Origin of the sequence: Amycolatopsis sp., assembly GCF_035276945.1 — a bacterium.
Classification (GTDB): domain Bacteria; phylum Actinomycetota; class Actinomycetes; order Mycobacteriales; family Pseudonocardiaceae; genus Amycolatopsis_E.
Genome location: NZ_DATELF010000043.1, coordinates 1 through 16,586 on the forward strand (window position 1 = coordinate 1; position 16,586 = coordinate 16,586).

A 16,586-nucleotide genomic window follows, 5' to 3' on the forward strand; every position below is an offset into this window, starting at 1 on the left:
CACGTCACCGCTCGGTAGCAGCTCGTTCTCCCCGCGTGCGCGGGGATGGGTCTCCGGTGGTGGTGGCCGATGTCCTCGCTCGGTGGTTCTCCCCGCGTGCGCGGGGATGGGTCCGGCCGGGCATGAACCAGAGTTGCGGCGTCAAAAGTTCTCCCCGCGTGCGCGGGGATGGGTCCTAATCCATGCGGCCCCGACCGAGCTGTGTGAGGTTCTCCCCGCGTGCGCGGGGATGGGTCGTGCATCGAGATGCAGTCCGGGCCACAGAAGTGGTTCTCCCCGCGTGCGCGGGGATGGGTCGGGTACGAGGGGAGCAAAATCCCGCGATGGATGGTTCTCCCCGCGTGCGCGGGGATGGGTCGCGGGGCTGTATGAGGACCTGGTGGATCAGGTCGTTACTCCCCGCGTGCGCGGGGATGGGTCCAGGTTCTCGATTACTCATCGGGTTTTCCGGCCGTTCTCCCCGCGTGCGCGGGAATGGGTCCATGGCGGTCATCGGGTCACTCCTTCTCGGCCCGGACGTTCTCCCCGCATGCGCGGGGATGGTTTTCGGCCCTCGGAGGCCCAGCTCGCGAGGGTCTCAATATGGGTCTCATTCAGGCTAGGTTAGCCGCGGTCAACAAGGACGAAGCTGCCGACCATACCGGCCACTTCCAGGGCAAACGTGGCCAAGACGGGACGCCCGTACGACGGCGTCCACACGGCTGAACACCATGACCGGGAATTGGAAATCGTGTTGGGTGTAACAGCCCTCACGGGTTCGAATCCCGTATCCTCCGCCATTGACCAGCAGGAACGCCGTCGCCGCAAGTGAGCGGGACGGCGTTCCTGCTGTCGGTCTCAGTTGCCTGTCGAGTGCCTTCCTCGCACCTTGAATTGGGTTCCTCCACGAAGAATTGGGTTCCTCCACGAACTTCGTCACGTCCTCGCTTCGGCCAACCGAACGAGCCCCGCGAAGTCGGGCGGTATCGGTTGCTTGCGGAGTTGGGCCGGGGTGGGATGGGTCGGGTGCTGCTGGGCAGCGGCCCGGATGGCCGGCTGGTCGCCTGGCCTTCACCGCTTTCGCCAGGTAGCGCTCGGCCCGGACGGCCGCGGCGTCGCCACCATCGAGGACTCAGACGCGGGTGATTTGTCCGTGCGGTTGCGGGACGTGGACAGCGGCCAGCAGATCGGCTCCACGAGCGACGGGATCAACTCCGTGGCGTTCAGACCGGACGGAAATATGCTGGCTATCGCGGCAAGGACAACGTCGTGCGGCTGTGGCGTGTCCCCAGCAGTTGACCCGTCGCCGCCCCGGCGGCAACGCGCAGTCGAAATCAGCAACGCGCGCTCAACTTGCGCGCGGCCGTGCCCGCGGTCACCCTGAACGCCGGGCTCGCCGGCAGTTAGCCGGGTTGACCTAGCAACCGCTCCGACGGATGGGCTAGTCTGGCCCGTTGAACGTGAGTTTTCACCTTCTTGGCGTAGTCAACCTCACTCATGTGGGGCGTCAGGCCTACCGATAGTTTATCGATGACCTTGACCCGCGTACTACCTGAGGAGAATCCGCGCCCATGGCCGGAGTGGACGAGATCCGCGCTGGGATCGCGACGGCGAACGAGAAGTGCAACTCCAGCATCGCTGCCCTGCAACAAGCCGCCCAGGCGCTCGAGGAGGCACGGCAGATCCTGAGTCAGGTCACCTCCGGGAGCAACCAACCCGAGGTGACCCAGGCGAATGGCCTGCTCGCCAACGCGGGCCAGGGCATCAGTGACACGCAGGGCACCATCCAGCAGGCCATCTCCTCGGCCGAACAGTACTCGGCGCGCCTGTAGCACTCATGTACTCACTCGCTGAGCTACAGGCACAACTTGGCGCGTTCCGTGCGAAACTGGCCGAAGCAACGGAACACACCAATCATGCGGTGGAGCTGCTGGATGAGGCACGCGAAACGATCGTCACGGCCTACGAGCAGGCAGAGCCGTGGCTACCAACCGAGCTCGCGCAGGCCTATGACCGGCTACGCGAGGACGCCGACCACCTCGCCGCGGCCGGCGAGCTGATCGACGGATACCTGGCTCGGCTCTAAGTCATGGTGTCTTCCAAGGTTCGCGAGCAGCAGCAACGGGTCCTCGACGCGATCGGCGTCATGCGGCAGCACCTCGCGTCCGTCCTCGGCGCCGCGCGGGCCGGGCGCGAGTCGGCCGAGAACGAGCTGGAGCGGCTCAAGCTGGAGCAGCGCATCCTGCGCACCGGGATCGCCAACGCCGCCCACGACGAAGGCCTCGCCCAGGCCATGCGCCACCCGCTGATGGCCGGCGTGCGGGACCAACTGAAGGCGACGCGGGCCGCGTTCCACGCCGACGCGGCCACCGTGCCCGCCCGCTTGCACGAGCTGATCAACGAGACGGCGCCGGGACCGGCCAGCCGCCCGCCCAGCGACTGGCTGGGCCGGATCGGCACCGGCACCATCACGGTCCCGCCGCTGTGGCGCATCGGTTCGTCCACAATGGACTCTTCGGGCGCGTTCCCGGTGGCGGTGCCGCTGCTCGACGAGTCACACCTGGCCATCACCTCGGCCCCGAGAAGCCGGGCCGCGGTGGAGGCGCTCATCGAGTCACTCCTGCTGCGCGTGCTGTCCAGCATGGAGCCGGGCGCGGTCCGCATCCACCTGTGGGACATCGGCCAGCTCACCGCGGTCCTGCCCAACCTCTACTCCCTGAGCCGCACCAGCGCGGTCACCATCTACGACCCGACCCGCCTCGACGACCTGCTCGACGAACTCGCCGGCTACATCCGGCGCATCCACGCGCAGACCATGCAGGCAGGTCACACCTCGCTGCGCACCATGCGGGAAACCCTCGGCCAGCGCACCGAGCCGTGGCGGATCGCGGTGCTGTTCGGCAACGGCGAGGATTGGCCGCGTGAATCGCTCCGCGAGCTCAGGCGCATCGCGGGGGGCGCGGTGGCGGCCGGGATCTCGCTGATCGGGGTGGACCTGCCGACCGTGCTCGGCGGCGGCGCGGAGAACATCCGGCTGCTCGACGAAACGCACGCGAAGACCAGCATGACCGGGCACCTGGTGGTCGATCTGGACCCGCCGATCCCCACCAGCGAGGTCAACGGGGCCGCCGCCAAGCTCGCCGAGGCGTTGATCGCCCGGCAGGGCGGGCCACGCACCTTCAACGACCTGCTGCCCACCGAGTTGGGGAAGGAGACCTCGGCCGTCGAACTGCGGGCCCCGGTCGGCTTCTACGAAGGCGACTCGATCGAGGTGGTGATCGGCGACGGCAGTCCGCACGCGCTGATCGGTGGGCCGAGCGGGTCCGGCAAGACGAACTTCCTGTACGCGCTGATCGGCAGCCTCACCGCGCGCTACCCGCCGGACGAACTGGCGCTGTACCTGCTCGATTTCAAGGAGGGTGTCTCGTTCGCCGGCCTCGCCCCCGGCCGCCGCGACAAGAGTTGGCTGCCGCACGCGCGGCTGGTCGGGGTCAATGTCAACACCGACCGCGAGTTCGGCCTCGCACTGCTGCGGTTCCTCGCCGACGAGCTGCGGCGCCGTTCAGCCGCGGCCAAGGAGCACGAGGTGACCGACCTGTCCGGGCTGCGCAGGCAGGATCCGGACGGGCACTGGCCGCGGATCGTGGCGGTGATCGACGAGTTCCAGTACCTCTTCGCCGGCCGGGACGCGGTCACCGGCGCCGCCACCGCCCTGCTCGAGGACATCGCCCGCCGCGGCCGGGCCCAGGGCATCCACCTGATCCTGGCCAGCCAGGACATCGCCGGGATCGACGCGTTCTGGGGCAAGCCCGCGGTGTTCGAGCAGTGCACGCTGCGGATCGCGATGCCCAAGGCTCGGCGGGTGCTGGCCGAGACCAACAACGCCGCGATCGCCGCGCCCAAATGGCATGCCGTGGTCAACCACGATTCGGGCGTGGCCCACGGGAACCAGCTCGCGCACATCCCGGACGCCAGCGGCAGGCAGGTCTTCAATGCCCTGCAACAGACGCTTTGGGAGCGCTTCGCCGACGAGCATCAACGGCCGCGCTTGTTCGACGGGGCGATCTCGCCGCCGCTGGAGCACGTCGCCGCGTATGCCGCGCTGTCCGCCGGACGGCCCAGTCGTCCGCGCGCGCTGCTGGGTCAGGCGATCGACGTCGAGGACAAGGCGTGCGCGGTGGAGCTGTCGGTGGCGCCGGGGCGCAACCTGGCCGTACTGGGCACCGCGATCGCCGAAGCACTGTCCATCATGGACGCTGCGGCCCGCTCGCTGGCGCGCCAGTTCGACCCCGGCGCGGTCGAGTTCCTGATCTGCTGCCTGGTGGACCGGTGCGCGCCCGTGGTCGGCCAACTCGTCGACGACCTGAGCGCGGCCGGTCGTCGGATGGTCAGAGTGACCGAAGACGACCTCGGCGAGCGAATGGCGAAACTCGCCGAGGAACCGGCCGGGCACACGCGCATACTGCTGCTCTACGGCGTCGACGGGGCATTGCCGGCGCTGGAGAAGAAGCGGCCAGGCGAGTTCAAGAGCGGGCTCGACCACTTCCGGACGGTGCTCAAGCAGGGACCGTCGAACGGCGTGCACACCGTCGGCTGGTGGCGCAGCACCGCGCGGCTCAAGGACACCCTCGGTTTCGGTGGCACCGACGACATCGGCGCCTGGGCAGCGCTCGACGTGCAGGGCAGCGAGCTTTCCCCGTTCGCGGGCGGGCAGGTGGTGCACTGGTCGCCAAGGCCGGGCCGGGCCCTGTTCTTCGACCGGAGCGCCCATGTTGTGCCCGAAGTCATGATCCCGTTCGACCGTGGAGAGTGAGACCATAGGACCGACCACGGACCGCCCGCCCTCACCGAAAAGGGAGTAGAGATGGAATCCGCGGCCATGCGCTACAAGGAGATTTTCGGTCTGGCCGCCAAGGCCGCCGAGGACCTTCGCACCTGGGAAAAGCACCGCGCACAGGAACTCGAACCTCGGATCGCCGCCGTGGAGGCGGCCGTGTCCCAGGCCGTCGAACGGGAAGAGCGCACCCGGCAACTGGTGCACAACTGGTGGCGGATGACGGCGGACAACGTCGCCCACCTGCCCTGGCTCGAAGTCGGACAGGGGCCGGAGCCGGCGACGAACACGCGCGGTTCCCAGCTGGACCTTTACCTCGACGAGGTAAAGCAGCGCTATCAGCAGCTCGTCGAGGCGGTCCTTTCGCTGGGCTGGCGCGCCCGCCGCCGCTGACGTGCTAGGCCTTCGCCGCGTCCTTCAGCGCTGCGGCACGGTCGGTCCGCTCCCAGGGCAGGTCGAGGTCCGCACGGCCGAAATGCCCGTATGACGCGGTTTGCGCGTAGATCGGGCGCAGCAGGTTCAGGTCGCGAATGATCGCGGCCGGGCGCAGGTCGAACACCTCCGAGATGGCGTACTGGATCTTCACCGGGTCCACCTTCTCGGTGCCGAAGGTTTCCACGAACAGGCCCACCGGCGACGCCTTGCCGATGGCGTAGGCCACCTGGATCTCGGCCCGGTCCGCGAGCCTGGCCGCGACCACGTGCTTGGCCACCCAGCGCATCGCGTACGCCGCCGAACGGTCCACTTTGGATGGATCCTTGCCGGAGAACGCACCGCCGCCGTGCCGGGCCATGCCACCGTAGGTGTCCACGATGATCTTCCGCCCGGTCAGCCCCGCGTCCCCCATCGGGCCACCGACGACGAACCGGCCGGTCGGGTTGACCAGGACCCGTGGCTCACCGGCGTCCAGGCCCAGCGACTCCACCTCGGGCTTGATCACGTGCTCGCGCAGATCCACCGCGAGCATCGTGTCCAAATCGATGCCTTCGGCGTGCTGGCTGGAGATCACCACGGTGTCCAGCCGGACCGGCCGGTCCCCGGCGTATTCGATGGTGACCTGGGTCTTGCCGTCCGGGCGCAGGTAGGGCAGAGTGCCGTCCTTGCGCACCGCGGTCAGCCGCCTGGCCAGCCGGTGCGCCAGCGCGATGGGCAACGGCATCAACTCGGGCGTGTCGGTGCACGCGTAGCCGAACATCAGGCCCTGGTCGCCCGCGCCCTGCCGGTCGATCTCGTCCGTGTTCTCCCCCGGCGTTTCTCCCACTCGTGACTCGTAGGCGGTGTCCACTCCCTGCGCGATGTCCGGCGACTGCGAACCGATCGCCACGTTGACCCCGCACGAACTGCCGTCGAAGCCCTTCGCCGACGAGTCGTAGCCGATCTCCAGGATCTTCTCCCGTACCAGGGCGGGCACGTCCACATAAGCCTCGGTGGTCACCTCGCCCGCCACGTGCACCTGGCCGGTGGTGACCAGGGACTCCACCGCCACGCGGCTCCGCGGGTCCGCGGCCAGCATCGCGTCCAGGACGGTGTCGCTGATCGCGTCACACATCTTGTCCGGATGCCCCTCGGTCACCGATTCACTGGTGAACAGTCTTCGATTGGCAGTCACGACGCGCTCTCCTTCTGTGGCCGGTAGTCCGACCCGACGCTAAACGAGGTCGGTCGAGGATCGGTGGCGAAGCGCTTTCGTTACAGCGGAAGGGTTCACCACCACAGTGGTGTGAGCCGGACCACCTGCGGGTCGTGGTCGGACGCCTGCTGCGCGAACTCGGCGTTGACGTGCACGACGTCGTAGTCCAGCCGGCAGAGCGACCGCGAAACCAGGATGTGGTCCAGTACCTGGGAATTCCCTTCGTAGACGTAGCTGTAGCGCTCGGAGACGGGCAACGTCGTGATCAGGTCGGTGAGTGCGCCGCGCGCGGTGAGCGTCGCCAGGGCCGGGGAAAACTGGTAGTCATTGAGGTCACCGGCCACCACGATGTTCGCGACCGGGTTCGCGGCCAGGATCTGGTCGACGAATCCTCGCAGCACCTGCGCCTGCTTCGCGCGTTGCACCTCCGAACTCCGGGTCGGCGGCTGGTACCGGCCGTGGGTCGGCTGGTCCCCGCCCTTGGAGTTGAAGTGGTTGGCGATGACGAACACGGTCCGTCCCTGGAAGACGAACTCGCCGGCCAGTGGCTTGCGGCTGTCCTGCCACGCTTCGTTGGCCGGATCCACGCGGCCCGGCGAAACCGACAGACGCGGCCTGCCGGAGGTCTTCACGACCTTGACGGCCGTAGTGGCGTCCCCGCCCGGTCTGTCCACGAAGGACACACGGCTCGGGTTGAACAGGAAGGCCGTGCGGATGTTGCCACCAGGCTGGCCGCCATCGGCCAGATCCTGCGGGTCGATCTCGCGCCACTGGTACCGCGGGCCGCCGGCGGCGACGATCGCGTCAACGAACCGGGTCAGGGTTCGATCCGCCGCGACTACGCCGTCGCCCTTCCCGGCGGCGCCGTTGTTGTCCTGGATCTCCTCCAGCGTGACCACGTCCGGCGACGCGAGGTTGTCGACGACGCCGTGTGCGAGCTGGTCGAACTTGTCCTGACTGTCCACAGCGGACAGATTTTCCACGTTGTAGGTGGCCACGGCCAACTGGTCCCAGCGCTGCTTGCGGGTGACTTCCCTGGTCAGGCCGTTGTCCTTGAGCTCGCCGAGCACACTGGCTTCGATCCGGTACCCGCCGTACTCGCTGTAGTCGACCGGGCCGGAGGTGATACCGGTGAGCACGTCACCGGTGTTGGCCTTGGGGAACGGGCGCTGGGCGAACGGGATCAGCGACTCGATCTTGAGCACGCCGGTGTTGGGCTGCTCGTAACCGGCGTAGACCGTGCCACCGCGAACGCTCGGGTTCTGGTCGGGTTTCGTCGTCACGTACAACTCGCCGTAGGCGGTGGTCGGGCCTACGACGCGGGCGTCGCTGATGCTCACGACCTCGCCTTCGTGCGCCTCCCAGAAGTCGAGCGCATACGTGGCGGGTTCCAGCGGCAGGTTCTCGATGTTCCCGCCCGGCTGCGGAGCAAGCGTGTCCGGCACGGTGCCGGGGGCGATCACCGCCGGCGCGGGCAACGGGTTTCCACTCGACAAGACAGTCCACTGTGGACTTACCAGCTCCGTCGTGGACTGGTACACCGAAGCCGCCGGGTCGTCGGGGTAGTACTCGCTGACCGTTCCGGTGACCGTGACGGAGTCGCCGACCGCGACCTGTGGCGTGCTGGCGCCGGTGAACACGAGCAGTCCCTCGCTGGTGCGGGGATCGCTGTCCGGCTGCGGATCGGTCAGCCAGAAGCCGCGAGCGGAACCGAAGGTGCGCAGCGCGGTCACGATGCCGGTCACCCCGGTGACCTTCTGGCCGTTGAGCGGGGAAATCCTGGTGGTGCCCTGAATGTCGTGGATCTTCGCGGTCACTGGGGGTGTTCCACCGCCCGGCGTTTCGCCCTTCGAGTTGACGGGGGTCGGCGCACCCGCGGTGAAGTCGTTCGAGTTGTCGTCGGTGTCGACCAGGGTCGCGCGGGCGACTGACGTCGTGTTGCTCGCCGCGGGCGCCGGGCTGGTCTCGCGCACGGTGGCGGTGCCGTAGCCGACGAGGTCGCGGATGCGGGTGTCAGCGGCACAATCGGCGGCGGTGAGGCAGGTGAGCGGGTCAGTGCCCGACACGAGGGCGACCGTGCCGGAACCGGCGGCCATGGCGATCCCGCCCGCGACATCCGGGACAGGCAGGTCGACCGTGCCGCCCGCGCCCTTGGCCTCGCCGATCAGGTATCGACCACCCGCGGCAACACTCCCGGTCAGCGCCGTGACCTGCCACTTGCTCGACGCGCTCGGCGTGCCGGGGAGGTACTGCAGGCTGAAGCCATCCAGCGGCACCGTGACACTGCTGGCGAGTTCGACGAAGTCGTCGGTCAGGGTCGCGCCGGAGTTGCCCCCACCGCCGTAGACCTCGGCGATCACCACGTCCACGCTGGGCGTCGCCTCCGCGGGCACGGCGAACGCCAAGCCCGCCACCGCGCCGACGGCGAGCACGCCAAGTCTCCGTCTCGGGATGGTCGTCACCCTCAGTCCCCTCGTCCGTGATCAGTCGACGCATCCTCACCCGGCGAGGTGAACAACAAAAGACCCGAAAGTATCAATTTCCCCAAGATCGCCCGTCCGCGCCACCCCGCGAGTCGGGCTTTCGCGACACCCGAGTCGAACTTTCGCGACACACGAGTCGGGCTTTCGCGACACGCGAGTCGGGCTTTCACGACACGTGAGTCCGGCTTTCACGACACGTGAGTCCGGCCTTCGCGACACCCGAGTTCGGCTTTCACGACACACAAGTTGCTTGCTGCTGGACGCGGTGAGCTTCCAGCGCTTCGGCCACCGGGTGCGGAATGCCAACCTTGCGACGCCCGGCCCTGGACTTCGTTTCGGCAACGAATAGCCCCCGCCGTGCCGTTTCGGGCAATGCCCGTCCATTCGATGCCCGCATGACCCGCTCGGTTCGCACCCATGTTGCCACGTGCGTTGCTGCAAGGTCCGCCGAATCGTGGCCGTGCCGGATCCCGGACGCGCCGGGCACTCGTTCCCGCTGCGCTTTGCTCGGCACGTACTGTTTTTGATGCACCCATGCTTCCAATTGATCGAGATATCTGACCATTTCAGCCCCAGCGCTTCGCCCCGGCGCAAGCCGAGCGATAAGGCAAAGATGTACCGGGCACCGTTCCGCACTTCTCACCCGCCTTGATCAACGGCCGGGCTTCGTCTCGCGTGAAGGGAATGACTTCCTCTTCCTCGACTCGCGGGGGCTTTGCGGTGCGGGCCGGATTCTCGACAATGTGACGGCGGCGAACCGCCTCATTCAGCGCCACCCGCACGGTCCGGTGCGCGAGATGCACCGTTCCCGGACGCTAGACCCGCGAGCCGGGCGAGCGGTTCGAGCGCGCCGCGTAGGTCGCGGTCTTGGTTGACGTTGATCCGGGCGTCTACCACCGGGATGAGTGGGCCCACGATCAGCAGCGCGATCTCGTGGCCGCCGATCTCTGCCGCGAGGCTGTCACAGTCGCGAGGCAGGGACAGTGGCACCTCGTGGCCGTCGACCTGCTCGCTTCGACGCGGTAGACGCCGTTCATGTCAGCACCGGCCACGACCAACCGGCCCGCGAGCGTGCTTCCCACGATTCTCCGTGGCCACGTAGATGACCCTCTTGTGTGTCCATAGTGGATACCGGGCAGCTCGCCCAGGGTGATCCGCGCCGCGAGCCACGCGCAGAACAACTCGATCGGCCGTTGCCGACTTTTGGCGCTCTCCCGCGCGTCCATATGTGCCCGTTCCATGAAACCACGGAAGATGTCGCCCACTACGTTGACGCCGTCGACACGGGCCTCCGCGAGAAAATCGACGTCGAGAACGAAGCCCGTGCTGCCATGACGGACCTCTACGGCCCGTGACGGTTTTGGCAAGTTTGCCAACTCTGGTGTCCGGTCACTGGTCGACACCTTGTACCAACGCTAACCAGCCGGGTTCCGGCTCGTCTGCGGCGTCGCCGCTGTTGGTGGCGTCCTCCGGTCGGGCCACGACAAACGTGCCCTTGCTTTTCAGTGTCACTGCCAGTCCCCGTTGCCGGAGGATTTCGGTTGCTCGTCGGGCGGTGCCGAGGGACACGCCGTATTGCCGGGCCAACTGCACTTCCGCGGGCAAGGTGGTGTTCACGGCCAGATCGCCGGGGGCAATCCGCTCTGTCAGGTGGTCGACCATCTGGTCGTAGAGGTAGGTCGTGGCGTTCCGGTCCAAGTGGTAGCGCACGAGCTGGTCGTCGTCCTCGTGCTTCGGGCACAGGTGCTTGCTGCTGAGTGGCTTGGTCATGGTCGTGCCTTCCTCGTGCATGAATGGGAATGAGGGAATGTCGGTTCAGTCATTGGCCGGACGACAGGCGGCACCGTGTCATCGTCTGGCCGCGCATGCCGTCCAATCTGCGGCAACACCAGAGTCGGCCGGTTGTCGCGAATACGACCGCGGTCGGGGTCGGCCCGTGGCCAGCGGGCTGGCCGGTCTGCGAGTTCGCGTTCCTGTGCCACCCGTGCAGCAATGGCAAAGACGGAGTGTGCGTGCTGGGCTTGGGCTGCTCGCCGCTGACGCTGACGTCGGCGAACCAGGAGCGCCAGCCCGTACAGCAGTGGCAACCCACCGGCCAGCACGAGGAACAACCCGAGGGCGTTCATGGCGGCGGCCCACCAATGGCTCGCGGTTCGGGCACTGCTCTCGCTTCCGGAGTCGCTTCGCTGGACGGCACCCGGGCGTGAGCAGCAGTGGTTCGGCCACGGCGGCAAGAGCGGCGCTGCGGCCGTGACCGGGGAGGCAGTGACCCTGCCGCCCGCGGCCGGGTGCCTGCCGCTCACGCTCTTGCGTGATCTTTGCGGTGAGATGGCCTGTGACCAGGGCTTTCACCTTGATTCTCACCAAGGCGAACGTGCCATGACCGAGCCGTGCCAGGCGCATACTGGAGGGCGTGAACCAGATGTCACGGGAAGCACCGGCCATTGCCCGGTTCCGGCAAGAGCTGGGCGAACGCCTTGCCACTTTCCGCAAGGCCGCCGACATCACGCAGGGGGCACTCGCCAAGGCCACCAGCCGCGACCGCACCGCCATTAGCCACCTGGAGAACGGTCGGATGAGTGCGGACGAGCGCTTCTGGGGTCAGGCCGATGCGCTGTGCCGGGTCGGCGGTGTCCTCATCGCGGCTTTCCGCCGGTTCGAGGCCACCAAACAAGCCCACGAACAGCAGCAACGCGACGCTGAACTGGCCAAGTACCAGGTCAAGGCAAACTCCTACGAGCCTGCCTGGATACCGGACTCAACGCCTGCGCTGGCCATCCCGAGCGACGCGGCAGGCGAAACAGCGGCTCTCGAACTCCTGCGCCGAGTGACGGCCAGCGACGTTGGCGACGGAAACGTTGACACAGTTGGAACTCATCGTGGACGACCTGGCCGTGGCCTACAGCCAGACGCAACCAGCGGAACTCATCGGGTGGGTGCAGCAGCACCTCGGCTACGTCATGCACCTCATGGACGCTCGGAAGACCTTGGCCGAACACCGCCGCCTGCTGGTGATTGGCGGTTGGCTGTCGTTGCTGGCGGCGACCGTGCACATTGACCTGAACCAAGGGGGAGCGGCGACCGCTCGTTTGCGGACGGCGGTTAGCCTCGCGAAACACGCTGGCACCCGGAAATCCATGCCTGGTGTTATGAGACTGAAGCTTGGCGGGTGCTGACCCAGGGTGCGTACCAGCGCGCCCTTGATCTATCTGAACGCGCCAAGGCCCTGGCTCCAACCGGTAGTTCGATCGCCATCCAGGCGACGGCGCAGGAAGGCCGTGCCCATGCTCGGCTCGCTCATACGCGGGAGACCTACGCCGCCGTTGAGCAGGTACACCAGTTAGTCGCTCCGCTCAAGATGCCCGACCGGCCGGAGCACCACTACCGCTACGACCCCACCAAGTCAGTAGTTCTCGTCGCGCGAGTCGGGCTTTCGTGACGGGTGAGTCGGGCTTTCCCGTCGTGTGAGTCCCGCTTTCCCGTCGCGCGAGTCGGGCTTTCCCGTCGGGTGAGTCGGGCTTTCCCGTCGGGTGAGTCCCCCATTCCGTTCGCGCGATTCCGCCCCGGAAGCTGTTCGTATCACGGTTGACAAGCTGTGTACGGAAATGCTCGGCAGCCACCGCCCGCGCTGATTCCGCAGGGACCCAGAGGAAAGTCGATAAAGCCGAACTCGGCGCCGCGAAAGCCCGACTCGCGTGTCACGAAAGCCCGACTCGCGTGCCGTGAAAACCGGACTCGGGTGCCACGAAAGCCCGACTCGCGTGTCGTGAAAGCCGGGCGCGAGACCGCCGGGAACCGATGGGTGAGGGTGGGCACATGTGGGGCGCCTCAGACACCAAGGATGACGAAGGGCTTGAGCTGACCGACGAACAGCGCGAGGCCCTTCGCCAACTGGTCGCCTCGCTTCCGCCGTACGGTTGGGTACGCGCGCTTCGGCGGTTGCTCGGTGACGACGAAGACGGCCCGGCCGGGGTGCCGGTGCCCGCCTGAAAACGGGGCTATTGCAACCCGAATTGCCACCCTATGACGAAACGCCGGGCGACTTCGCGAAAGCCGCCCGGCGTGTTCAGGGCGGTAGCGGTGGGATTTGAACCCACGGACGGGATCAACCGTCACACGATTTCGAGTCGTGCTCCTTCGGCCGCTCGGACACGCTACCGCCGACTACGATACTGGACGGCGGCGGGCGATCCGGCGGCGGGCATCCCGGAAGGCCGTACGGGCCCAGTCCACCACCTCGTTGCCGGCCTCGCGGACCGTGCCGACCACCCGGTCGGCCCGGCCGGAGCCGCGGAGCTTGCGGTTGCCCGTCGTACGGCCGATCACCTTCTTGGCCTCGCCCAGCAGCTGCTGGGTCCTGCTCCGGACCCGTTCCGTAACACTCATTCGGTCCTCCTTCGCCGATACCCGTTGTCCGGAATACCCGCATGTCCGCTGGTCACACCTCACGATGGCCGGCGAAGAAGGCGGCGAGCAGTTCGGCGCACTCGTTTTCCAGCACGCCACCGCGCACTTCCGGCCGATGATTGAGACGCCGGTCACGCACCACGTCCCACAACGAGCCGACGGCGCCCGTGCGCGGCTCCCAGGCGCCGAACACCACCCGCGCGACCCGCGCCAGCACGAGCGCGCCGGCGCACATAGTGCATGGTTCGACGGTCACGGCGAGCGTGCAGCCGTCGAGCCGCCAGCCGTCGCCGTGGGCGTGGGCGGCCTCGCGGAGGGCCAGGATTTCGGCATGCGCGGTCGGGTCGCCGAGTTCTTCCCGGGCGTTGTGCGCGCCGGCCAGCAGGCGGCCGCCGGGATCGAACACGGCCGCGCCGATCGGCACGTCCGCGCCTGCCTCCCGGGCAACGGTCAGGGCAACCCGCACGAGTGAGGCGTCGTCCATCGAAGTCAGAGTTCGTCGAGGAACGCGGTGAACTGGTCGGCGAAGCCGCAGCGCTGGGCGATCATCTGGAGCTGCTCGTCGGGGAACAGTTCCACCTCGCCGGCGATCACCTCCAGCTCCGGGGCCGGCAAACCGAGGTCGGCGAGGATGTCGAGGTCGCCCTCCGGCCAGATCGACTCGTCGTCCTCGTCGGGCGGATCGGCGCGGAGCAGGTCGAGCACGTCGGCGGCGATGTCGTAGTCCAGCGCCGCCGCCGCGTCCGACAGCAGCAGCGACGGCCCACGCGGTGAAGGCCGCACGATCACGAAGAACTCGTCCTCGACCGCGAGCATGCCGAACACCGCGCCCGTGGAGCGTATTTTCGCCAGCGCCGTGATCGCCGCGTCCAAGCTGGTGAGCACAGCCGGGTCGAGTGCGCTGCAGCGCCACCGGCCGTCCTCCCGGACCACCACCACCGCGAAACTCGCGACCGGCTCCTTCACCGCCATGCGCACACCGTATACCCGGCACCGTGCCAAGTGGTGTACTGCGAAGATGACCGGTCCCACGGATCTTCCGACGCTGCCCGGCGCCCCCTTGGGCGGGCTTCTCGCCGAGGCGAAGGCGCTGCAACCGCGTACCGTCGAACTGCGCCGGAAGATTCACCGGCAGCCCGAGGTGGGGCTCGATCTGCCCCTGACCCAGGCGGCGGTCCGCGAAGCCGTCTCGGATCTGCCGCTGGAGATCCACGCCGGAAAGTCGACCACCTCACTGACCGCGATCCTCCGCGGCGCCGCGCCGGGACCCTCGGTGCTGCTGCGCGGAGACATGGACGCACTGCCGCTCACCGAGGACACCGGGGTCGCCTTCGCCTCCGAGGTCAAGGGGGCGATGCACGCCTGCGGGCACGACCTGCACACCGCGATGCTGGCCTCGGCGGCCCGGTTGCTCGCCGCGCACGTCGATCAGCTCGCCGGTTCGGTCGTGTTCATGTTCCAGCCCGGCGAAGAGGGTCATCACGGCGCCCGCCACATGATCCACGAGGGAGTGCTGGACGCGGCGGGCTCGCGGGTGACCCGGGCATTGGCCGTGCATGTCTGGGCGAACGCCCCGTCCGGCCGGGTTTCGTGCCGTCCCGGCCCCATGATGGCCTCGTCCGACGCCTTCACCGTCCTGGTCACCGGAAAGGGTGGACACGGTTCGGCACCGCAGCACGCGATCGACCCGGTCCCCGCGGCGGCCGCGATGGTCGGGGCGTTGCAGACCATGATCACCCGCCGGGTGGACGTGTTCGACCCGGCCGTGTTGTCGGTGACCCGGATTTCGGCGGGCACCACCTCCAACGTCATCCCGGAGACCGCGGAACTGGAAGGCACGTTCCGCGCGCAGTCCGCGCGGACCAGGGCGCTGGTGCGGGCCGAGCTGCCCAAGGTGTGCGAGGCGATCGGCACGGCGTACGGCTGCCGGGTGGCCGTCGACTTCCGGCCGGGCTACCCACCGACCGTGAACGACCCCGGCGAAGCCGCACGCGTGCTCACCCTTGCCCACACGCTCTTCGGCCCCGAGCATGCGGAGGAATGGGCCGACCCGATCATGGGCGCGGAGGACTTTTCCTATGTGCTGCAACGCGTTCCGGGCGCGATGGCGTTCGTCGGCGCGTGCCCGCCGGGCGTCGGTCCGGATGAAGCCCCGCCGAACCACTCCAACCTGGTGACCTTCGACGAGGACGCCATGCCACACGGTGTCGCGCTCTACGCCGCATACGCCCTCGATGCCCTCGGGACGGAATAATCCGCGACTGGCAAGATGCCCCCCGTGCGAGACGTATGTGTGATCGGACTCGGGTTGATCGGCGGCTCGCTCCTGCGCGCGGCTTCGACGGTCGGGCGACAGGTGTGGGGCGCGACCGCGTCGGAGGCCGACGCCACCGCGGCCGCGGCCGACGGCTTCGACGCGGCCACGGACCTCGAGGCCGCGCTGTGCCGGGCCGCCGAGCGGGACGCACTGGTGGTGCTGGCGGTCCCGCTCACCGAGGTGGACGACGTGCTGCGCACCGTGGCCGAGTGCGCGCCGCGCTGCCTGCTGACCGACGTGACCAGCGTGAAGTCGGCGGTGCTGGCCGCCGTGCGCACGTTCGCGCCGCGAACCAGGTTCGTCGGCGGCCACCCGATGGCGGGCACGACCGAGTCGGGCTGGCGCGCGGGCAACGCCGCGCTGTTCGGCGGGGCCGCGTGGGTGGTCTGCGTCGAAGAGGACACCGACCTGCCGGCGTGGGCTGATGTGGCGCGCCTCGCTCTCGACGTCGGCGCGCACGTCGTGCCGCTGCCCGCCGCCGCGCACGACGAGGCCGTCGCCCGGATCTCTCACCTGCCGCACCTGCTGGCGGCCGTGCTCGCGTCGGTCGGCGCGCAGGGCGGGCCGCTGGCCATGGCGCTGGCGGCCGGCTCATACACCGACGGCACCCGGGTGGCAAGCACGCGGCCGGACCTGGTACGCGCGATGACCGAAGGCAACCGCGAGGCACTGCTGCCGGTGCTCGACGAAGCACTGGGGCGGCTGGGTGCGATGCGCGGCTCGCTCGCGTCGACCGGCGGGCTGGCGGCAAGCATCACCGCGGGCTACGAGGGTACGCAAGCGTTTGCGCGGGTTCGCGAGGGAACCCCGACCGGCGTGCGAGTGAGCCTGGGCGCTTCGGACGCACGCGAAGGGCTGCGCGCGCTCGGCGAGCGTGGCGGAAGGATCACCGCGATCACCGACGACGACACCGCCATCGGCGAAGTGGCCTAACCC

16 protein-coding genes, 1 tRNA gene, 1 pseudogene and 1 CRISPR repeat array are annotated in these 16,586 nt (G+C 68.4%); of the genes and pseudogenes, 11 read left to right on the plus strand and 7 right to left on the minus strand.

The window, feature by feature from the left end:
• Nucleotides 1-24 precede the first annotated feature (24 nt).
• Nucleotides 25-546: a CRISPR direct-repeat array (repeat unit 28 nt; unit sequence GTTCTCCCCGCGTGCGCGGGGATGGGTC).
• Nucleotides 547-1,550: 1,004 nt separating this feature from the next.
• Genes VJT49_RS05680 through VJT49_RS05695 form a run of 4 tightly spaced genes read left to right on the plus strand, consistent with a single transcriptional unit; the run spans nucleotide 1,551 to nucleotide 5,206 of the window.
• Nucleotides 1,551-1,811, plus strand: coding sequence for a hypothetical protein (locus VJT49_RS05680; protein ID WP_324163628.1), 261 nt, complete (start codon nucleotides 1,551-1,553; stop codon nucleotides 1,809-1,811).
• A gap of 5 nt (nucleotides 1,812-1,816) precedes the next feature.
• Nucleotides 1,817-2,065: a hypothetical protein gene (locus VJT49_RS05685; RefSeq protein WP_324163629.1), complete on the plus strand. Its 249-nt coding sequence runs from the start codon at nucleotides 1,817-1,819 to the stop codon at nucleotides 2,063-2,065.
• Between the two features lie 6 nt (nucleotides 2,066-2,071).
• On the plus strand, nucleotides 2,072-4,792 hold the full coding sequence (locus VJT49_RS05690) for an FtsK/SpoIIIE domain-containing protein (RefSeq protein ID WP_324163659.1): 2,721 nt from the start codon (nucleotides 2,072-2,074) through the stop codon (nucleotides 4,790-4,792).
• Nucleotides 4,793-4,843: 51 nt separating this feature from the next.
• Nucleotides 4,844-5,206: a hypothetical protein gene (locus VJT49_RS05695; RefSeq protein ID WP_324163630.1), complete on the plus strand. Its 363-nt coding sequence runs from the start codon at nucleotides 4,844-4,846 to the stop codon at nucleotides 5,204-5,206.
• A gap of 4 nt (nucleotides 5,207-5,210) precedes the next feature.
• Here VJT49_RS05695 and metK read toward each other — a convergent pair whose 3' ends face one another.
• The gene (gene metK / locus VJT49_RS05700; protein WP_324163631.1) at nucleotides 5,211-6,422 is read right to left on the minus strand and encodes a methionine adenosyltransferase; all 1,212 of its coding nucleotides are present in this window, start codon (nucleotides 6,420-6,422) and stop codon (nucleotides 5,211-5,213) included.
• A 95-nt stretch (nucleotides 6,423-6,517) separates the two neighbouring features.
• Entirely contained in the window at nucleotides 6,518-8,875 is a 2,358-nt protein-coding gene (locus VJT49_RS05705) for an endonuclease/exonuclease/phosphatase family protein (RefSeq protein ID WP_324163632.1), read from the minus strand.
• Nucleotides 8,876-10,050: 1,175 nt separating this feature from the next.
• Here VJT49_RS05705 and VJT49_RS05710 point away from each other — a divergent pair.
• Complete coding sequence (locus VJT49_RS05710) at nucleotides 10,051-10,281, plus strand: hypothetical protein (RefSeq protein WP_324163633.1); 231 nt, start codon at nucleotides 10,051-10,053, stop codon at nucleotides 10,279-10,281.
• Between the two features lie 34 nt (nucleotides 10,282-10,315).
• Here VJT49_RS05710 and VJT49_RS05715 read toward each other — a convergent pair whose 3' ends face one another.
• Nucleotides 10,316-10,696, minus strand: coding sequence for a winged helix-turn-helix domain-containing protein (locus VJT49_RS05715; RefSeq protein WP_324163635.1), 381 nt, complete (start codon nucleotides 10,694-10,696; stop codon nucleotides 10,316-10,318).
• A gap of 652 nt (nucleotides 10,697-11,348) precedes the next feature.
• On the opposite strand from VJT49_RS05715, the pseudogene VJT49_RS35080 reads away from it, so the two are divergent.
• The 4 genes and pseudogenes from VJT49_RS35080 to VJT49_RS05735 all read left to right on the plus strand — a co-directional run.
• A pseudogene (locus VJT49_RS35080) lies at nucleotides 11,349-11,513 on the plus strand (helix-turn-helix domain-containing protein); the annotation flags it as partial.
• 280 nt (nucleotides 11,514-11,793) lie between these two features.
• Complete coding sequence (locus tag VJT49_RS05725; protein ID WP_324163637.1) at nucleotides 11,794-12,102, plus strand: hypothetical protein; 309 nt, start codon at nucleotides 11,794-11,796, stop codon at nucleotides 12,100-12,102.
• Nucleotides 12,096-12,365, plus strand: coding sequence for a hypothetical protein (locus VJT49_RS05730; protein ID WP_324163638.1), 270 nt, complete (start codon nucleotides 12,096-12,098; stop codon nucleotides 12,363-12,365). The genes VJT49_RS05725 and VJT49_RS05730 overlap by 7 nt, the downstream gene beginning before the upstream one ends.
• A gap of 377 nt (nucleotides 12,366-12,742) precedes the next feature.
• Nucleotides 12,743-12,916 (plus strand): hypothetical protein, encoded by a 174-nt coding sequence (locus VJT49_RS05735; protein WP_324163639.1) that lies wholly within the window; start codon nucleotides 12,743-12,745, stop codon nucleotides 12,914-12,916.
• An 82-nt stretch (nucleotides 12,917-12,998) separates the two neighbouring features.
• Here the strand turns inward: VJT49_RS05735 and VJT49_RS05740 are convergent.
• The 4 genes from VJT49_RS05740 to VJT49_RS05755 form a co-directional block, all read right to left on the minus strand.
• Nucleotides 12,999-13,085, minus strand: a tRNA-Ser gene (locus VJT49_RS05740).
• Nucleotides 13,086-13,090: 5 nt separating this feature from the next.
• Nucleotides 13,091-13,312 carry a CsbD family protein gene (locus tag VJT49_RS05745; RefSeq protein WP_324163640.1) on the minus strand — a complete coding sequence of 74 codons (222 nt, stop codon included), beginning with the start codon at nucleotides 13,310-13,312 and terminating at the stop codon, nucleotides 13,091-13,093.
• A gap of 52 nt (nucleotides 13,313-13,364) precedes the next feature.
• On the minus strand, nucleotides 13,365-13,817 hold the full coding sequence (locus VJT49_RS05750; protein ID WP_324163641.1) for a nucleoside deaminase: 453 nt from the start codon (nucleotides 13,815-13,817) through the stop codon (nucleotides 13,365-13,367).
• A gap of 5 nt (nucleotides 13,818-13,822) precedes the next feature.
• A complete protein-coding gene (locus VJT49_RS05755; RefSeq protein ID WP_324163642.1) occupies nucleotides 13,823-14,305 on the minus strand; it encodes a tRNA adenosine deaminase-associated protein in 483 nt (160 codons plus the stop codon).
• A gap of 46 nt (nucleotides 14,306-14,351) precedes the next feature.
• Here VJT49_RS05755 and VJT49_RS05760 point away from each other — a divergent pair, with 46 nt between their 5' ends.
• Both VJT49_RS05760 and VJT49_RS05765 read left to right on the plus strand, forming a co-directional pair.
• Nucleotides 14,352-15,587, plus strand: a complete 1,236-nt coding sequence (locus VJT49_RS05760) for a M20 family metallopeptidase (protein WP_324163643.1) — start codon at nucleotides 14,352-14,354, stop codon at nucleotides 15,585-15,587.
• Between the two features lie 39 nt (nucleotides 15,588-15,626).
• A complete protein-coding gene (locus VJT49_RS05765; protein ID WP_324163660.1) occupies nucleotides 15,627-16,583 on the plus strand; it encodes a prephenate dehydrogenase in 957 nt (318 codons plus the stop codon).
• Nucleotides 16,584-16,586 lie beyond the last annotated feature (3 nt).

Bases quoted from the DNA above. Each gene is read 5' to 3' on its own strand.
- VJT49_RS05680 (WP_324163628.1), top strand. From the start codon at position 1,551: ATGGCCGGAGTGGACGAGATCCGCGCTGGGATCGCGACGGCGAACGAG.
- VJT49_RS05685 (WP_324163629.1), top strand. From the start codon at position 1,817: ATGTACTCACTCGCTGAGCTACAGGCACAACTTGGCGCGTTCCGTGCG.
- VJT49_RS05695 (WP_324163630.1), top strand. From the start codon at position 4,844: ATGGAATCCGCGGCCATGCGCTACAAGGAGATTTTCGGTCTGGCCGCC.
- VJT49_RS05715 (WP_324163635.1), bottom strand. From the start codon at position 10,696: ATGACCAAGCCACTCAGCAGCAAGCACCTGTGCCCGAAGCACGAGGAC.
- VJT49_RS05735 (WP_324163639.1), top strand. From the start codon at position 12,743: ATGTGGGGCGCCTCAGACACCAAGGATGACGAAGGGCTTGAGCTGACC.
- VJT49_RS05745 (WP_324163640.1), bottom strand. From the start codon at position 13,312: ATGAGTGTTACGGAACGGGTCCGGAGCAGGACCCAGCAGCTGCTGGGC.
- VJT49_RS05750 (WP_324163641.1), bottom strand. From the start codon at position 13,817: ATGGACGACGCCTCACTCGTGCGGGTTGCCCTGACCGTTGCCCGGGAG.
- VJT49_RS05755 (WP_324163642.1), bottom strand. From the start codon at position 14,305: ATGGCGGTGAAGGAGCCGGTCGCGAGTTTCGCGGTGGTGGTGGTCCGG.
- VJT49_RS05760 (WP_324163643.1), top strand. From the start codon at position 14,352: ATGACCGGTCCCACGGATCTTCCGACGCTGCCCGGCGCCCCCTTGGGC.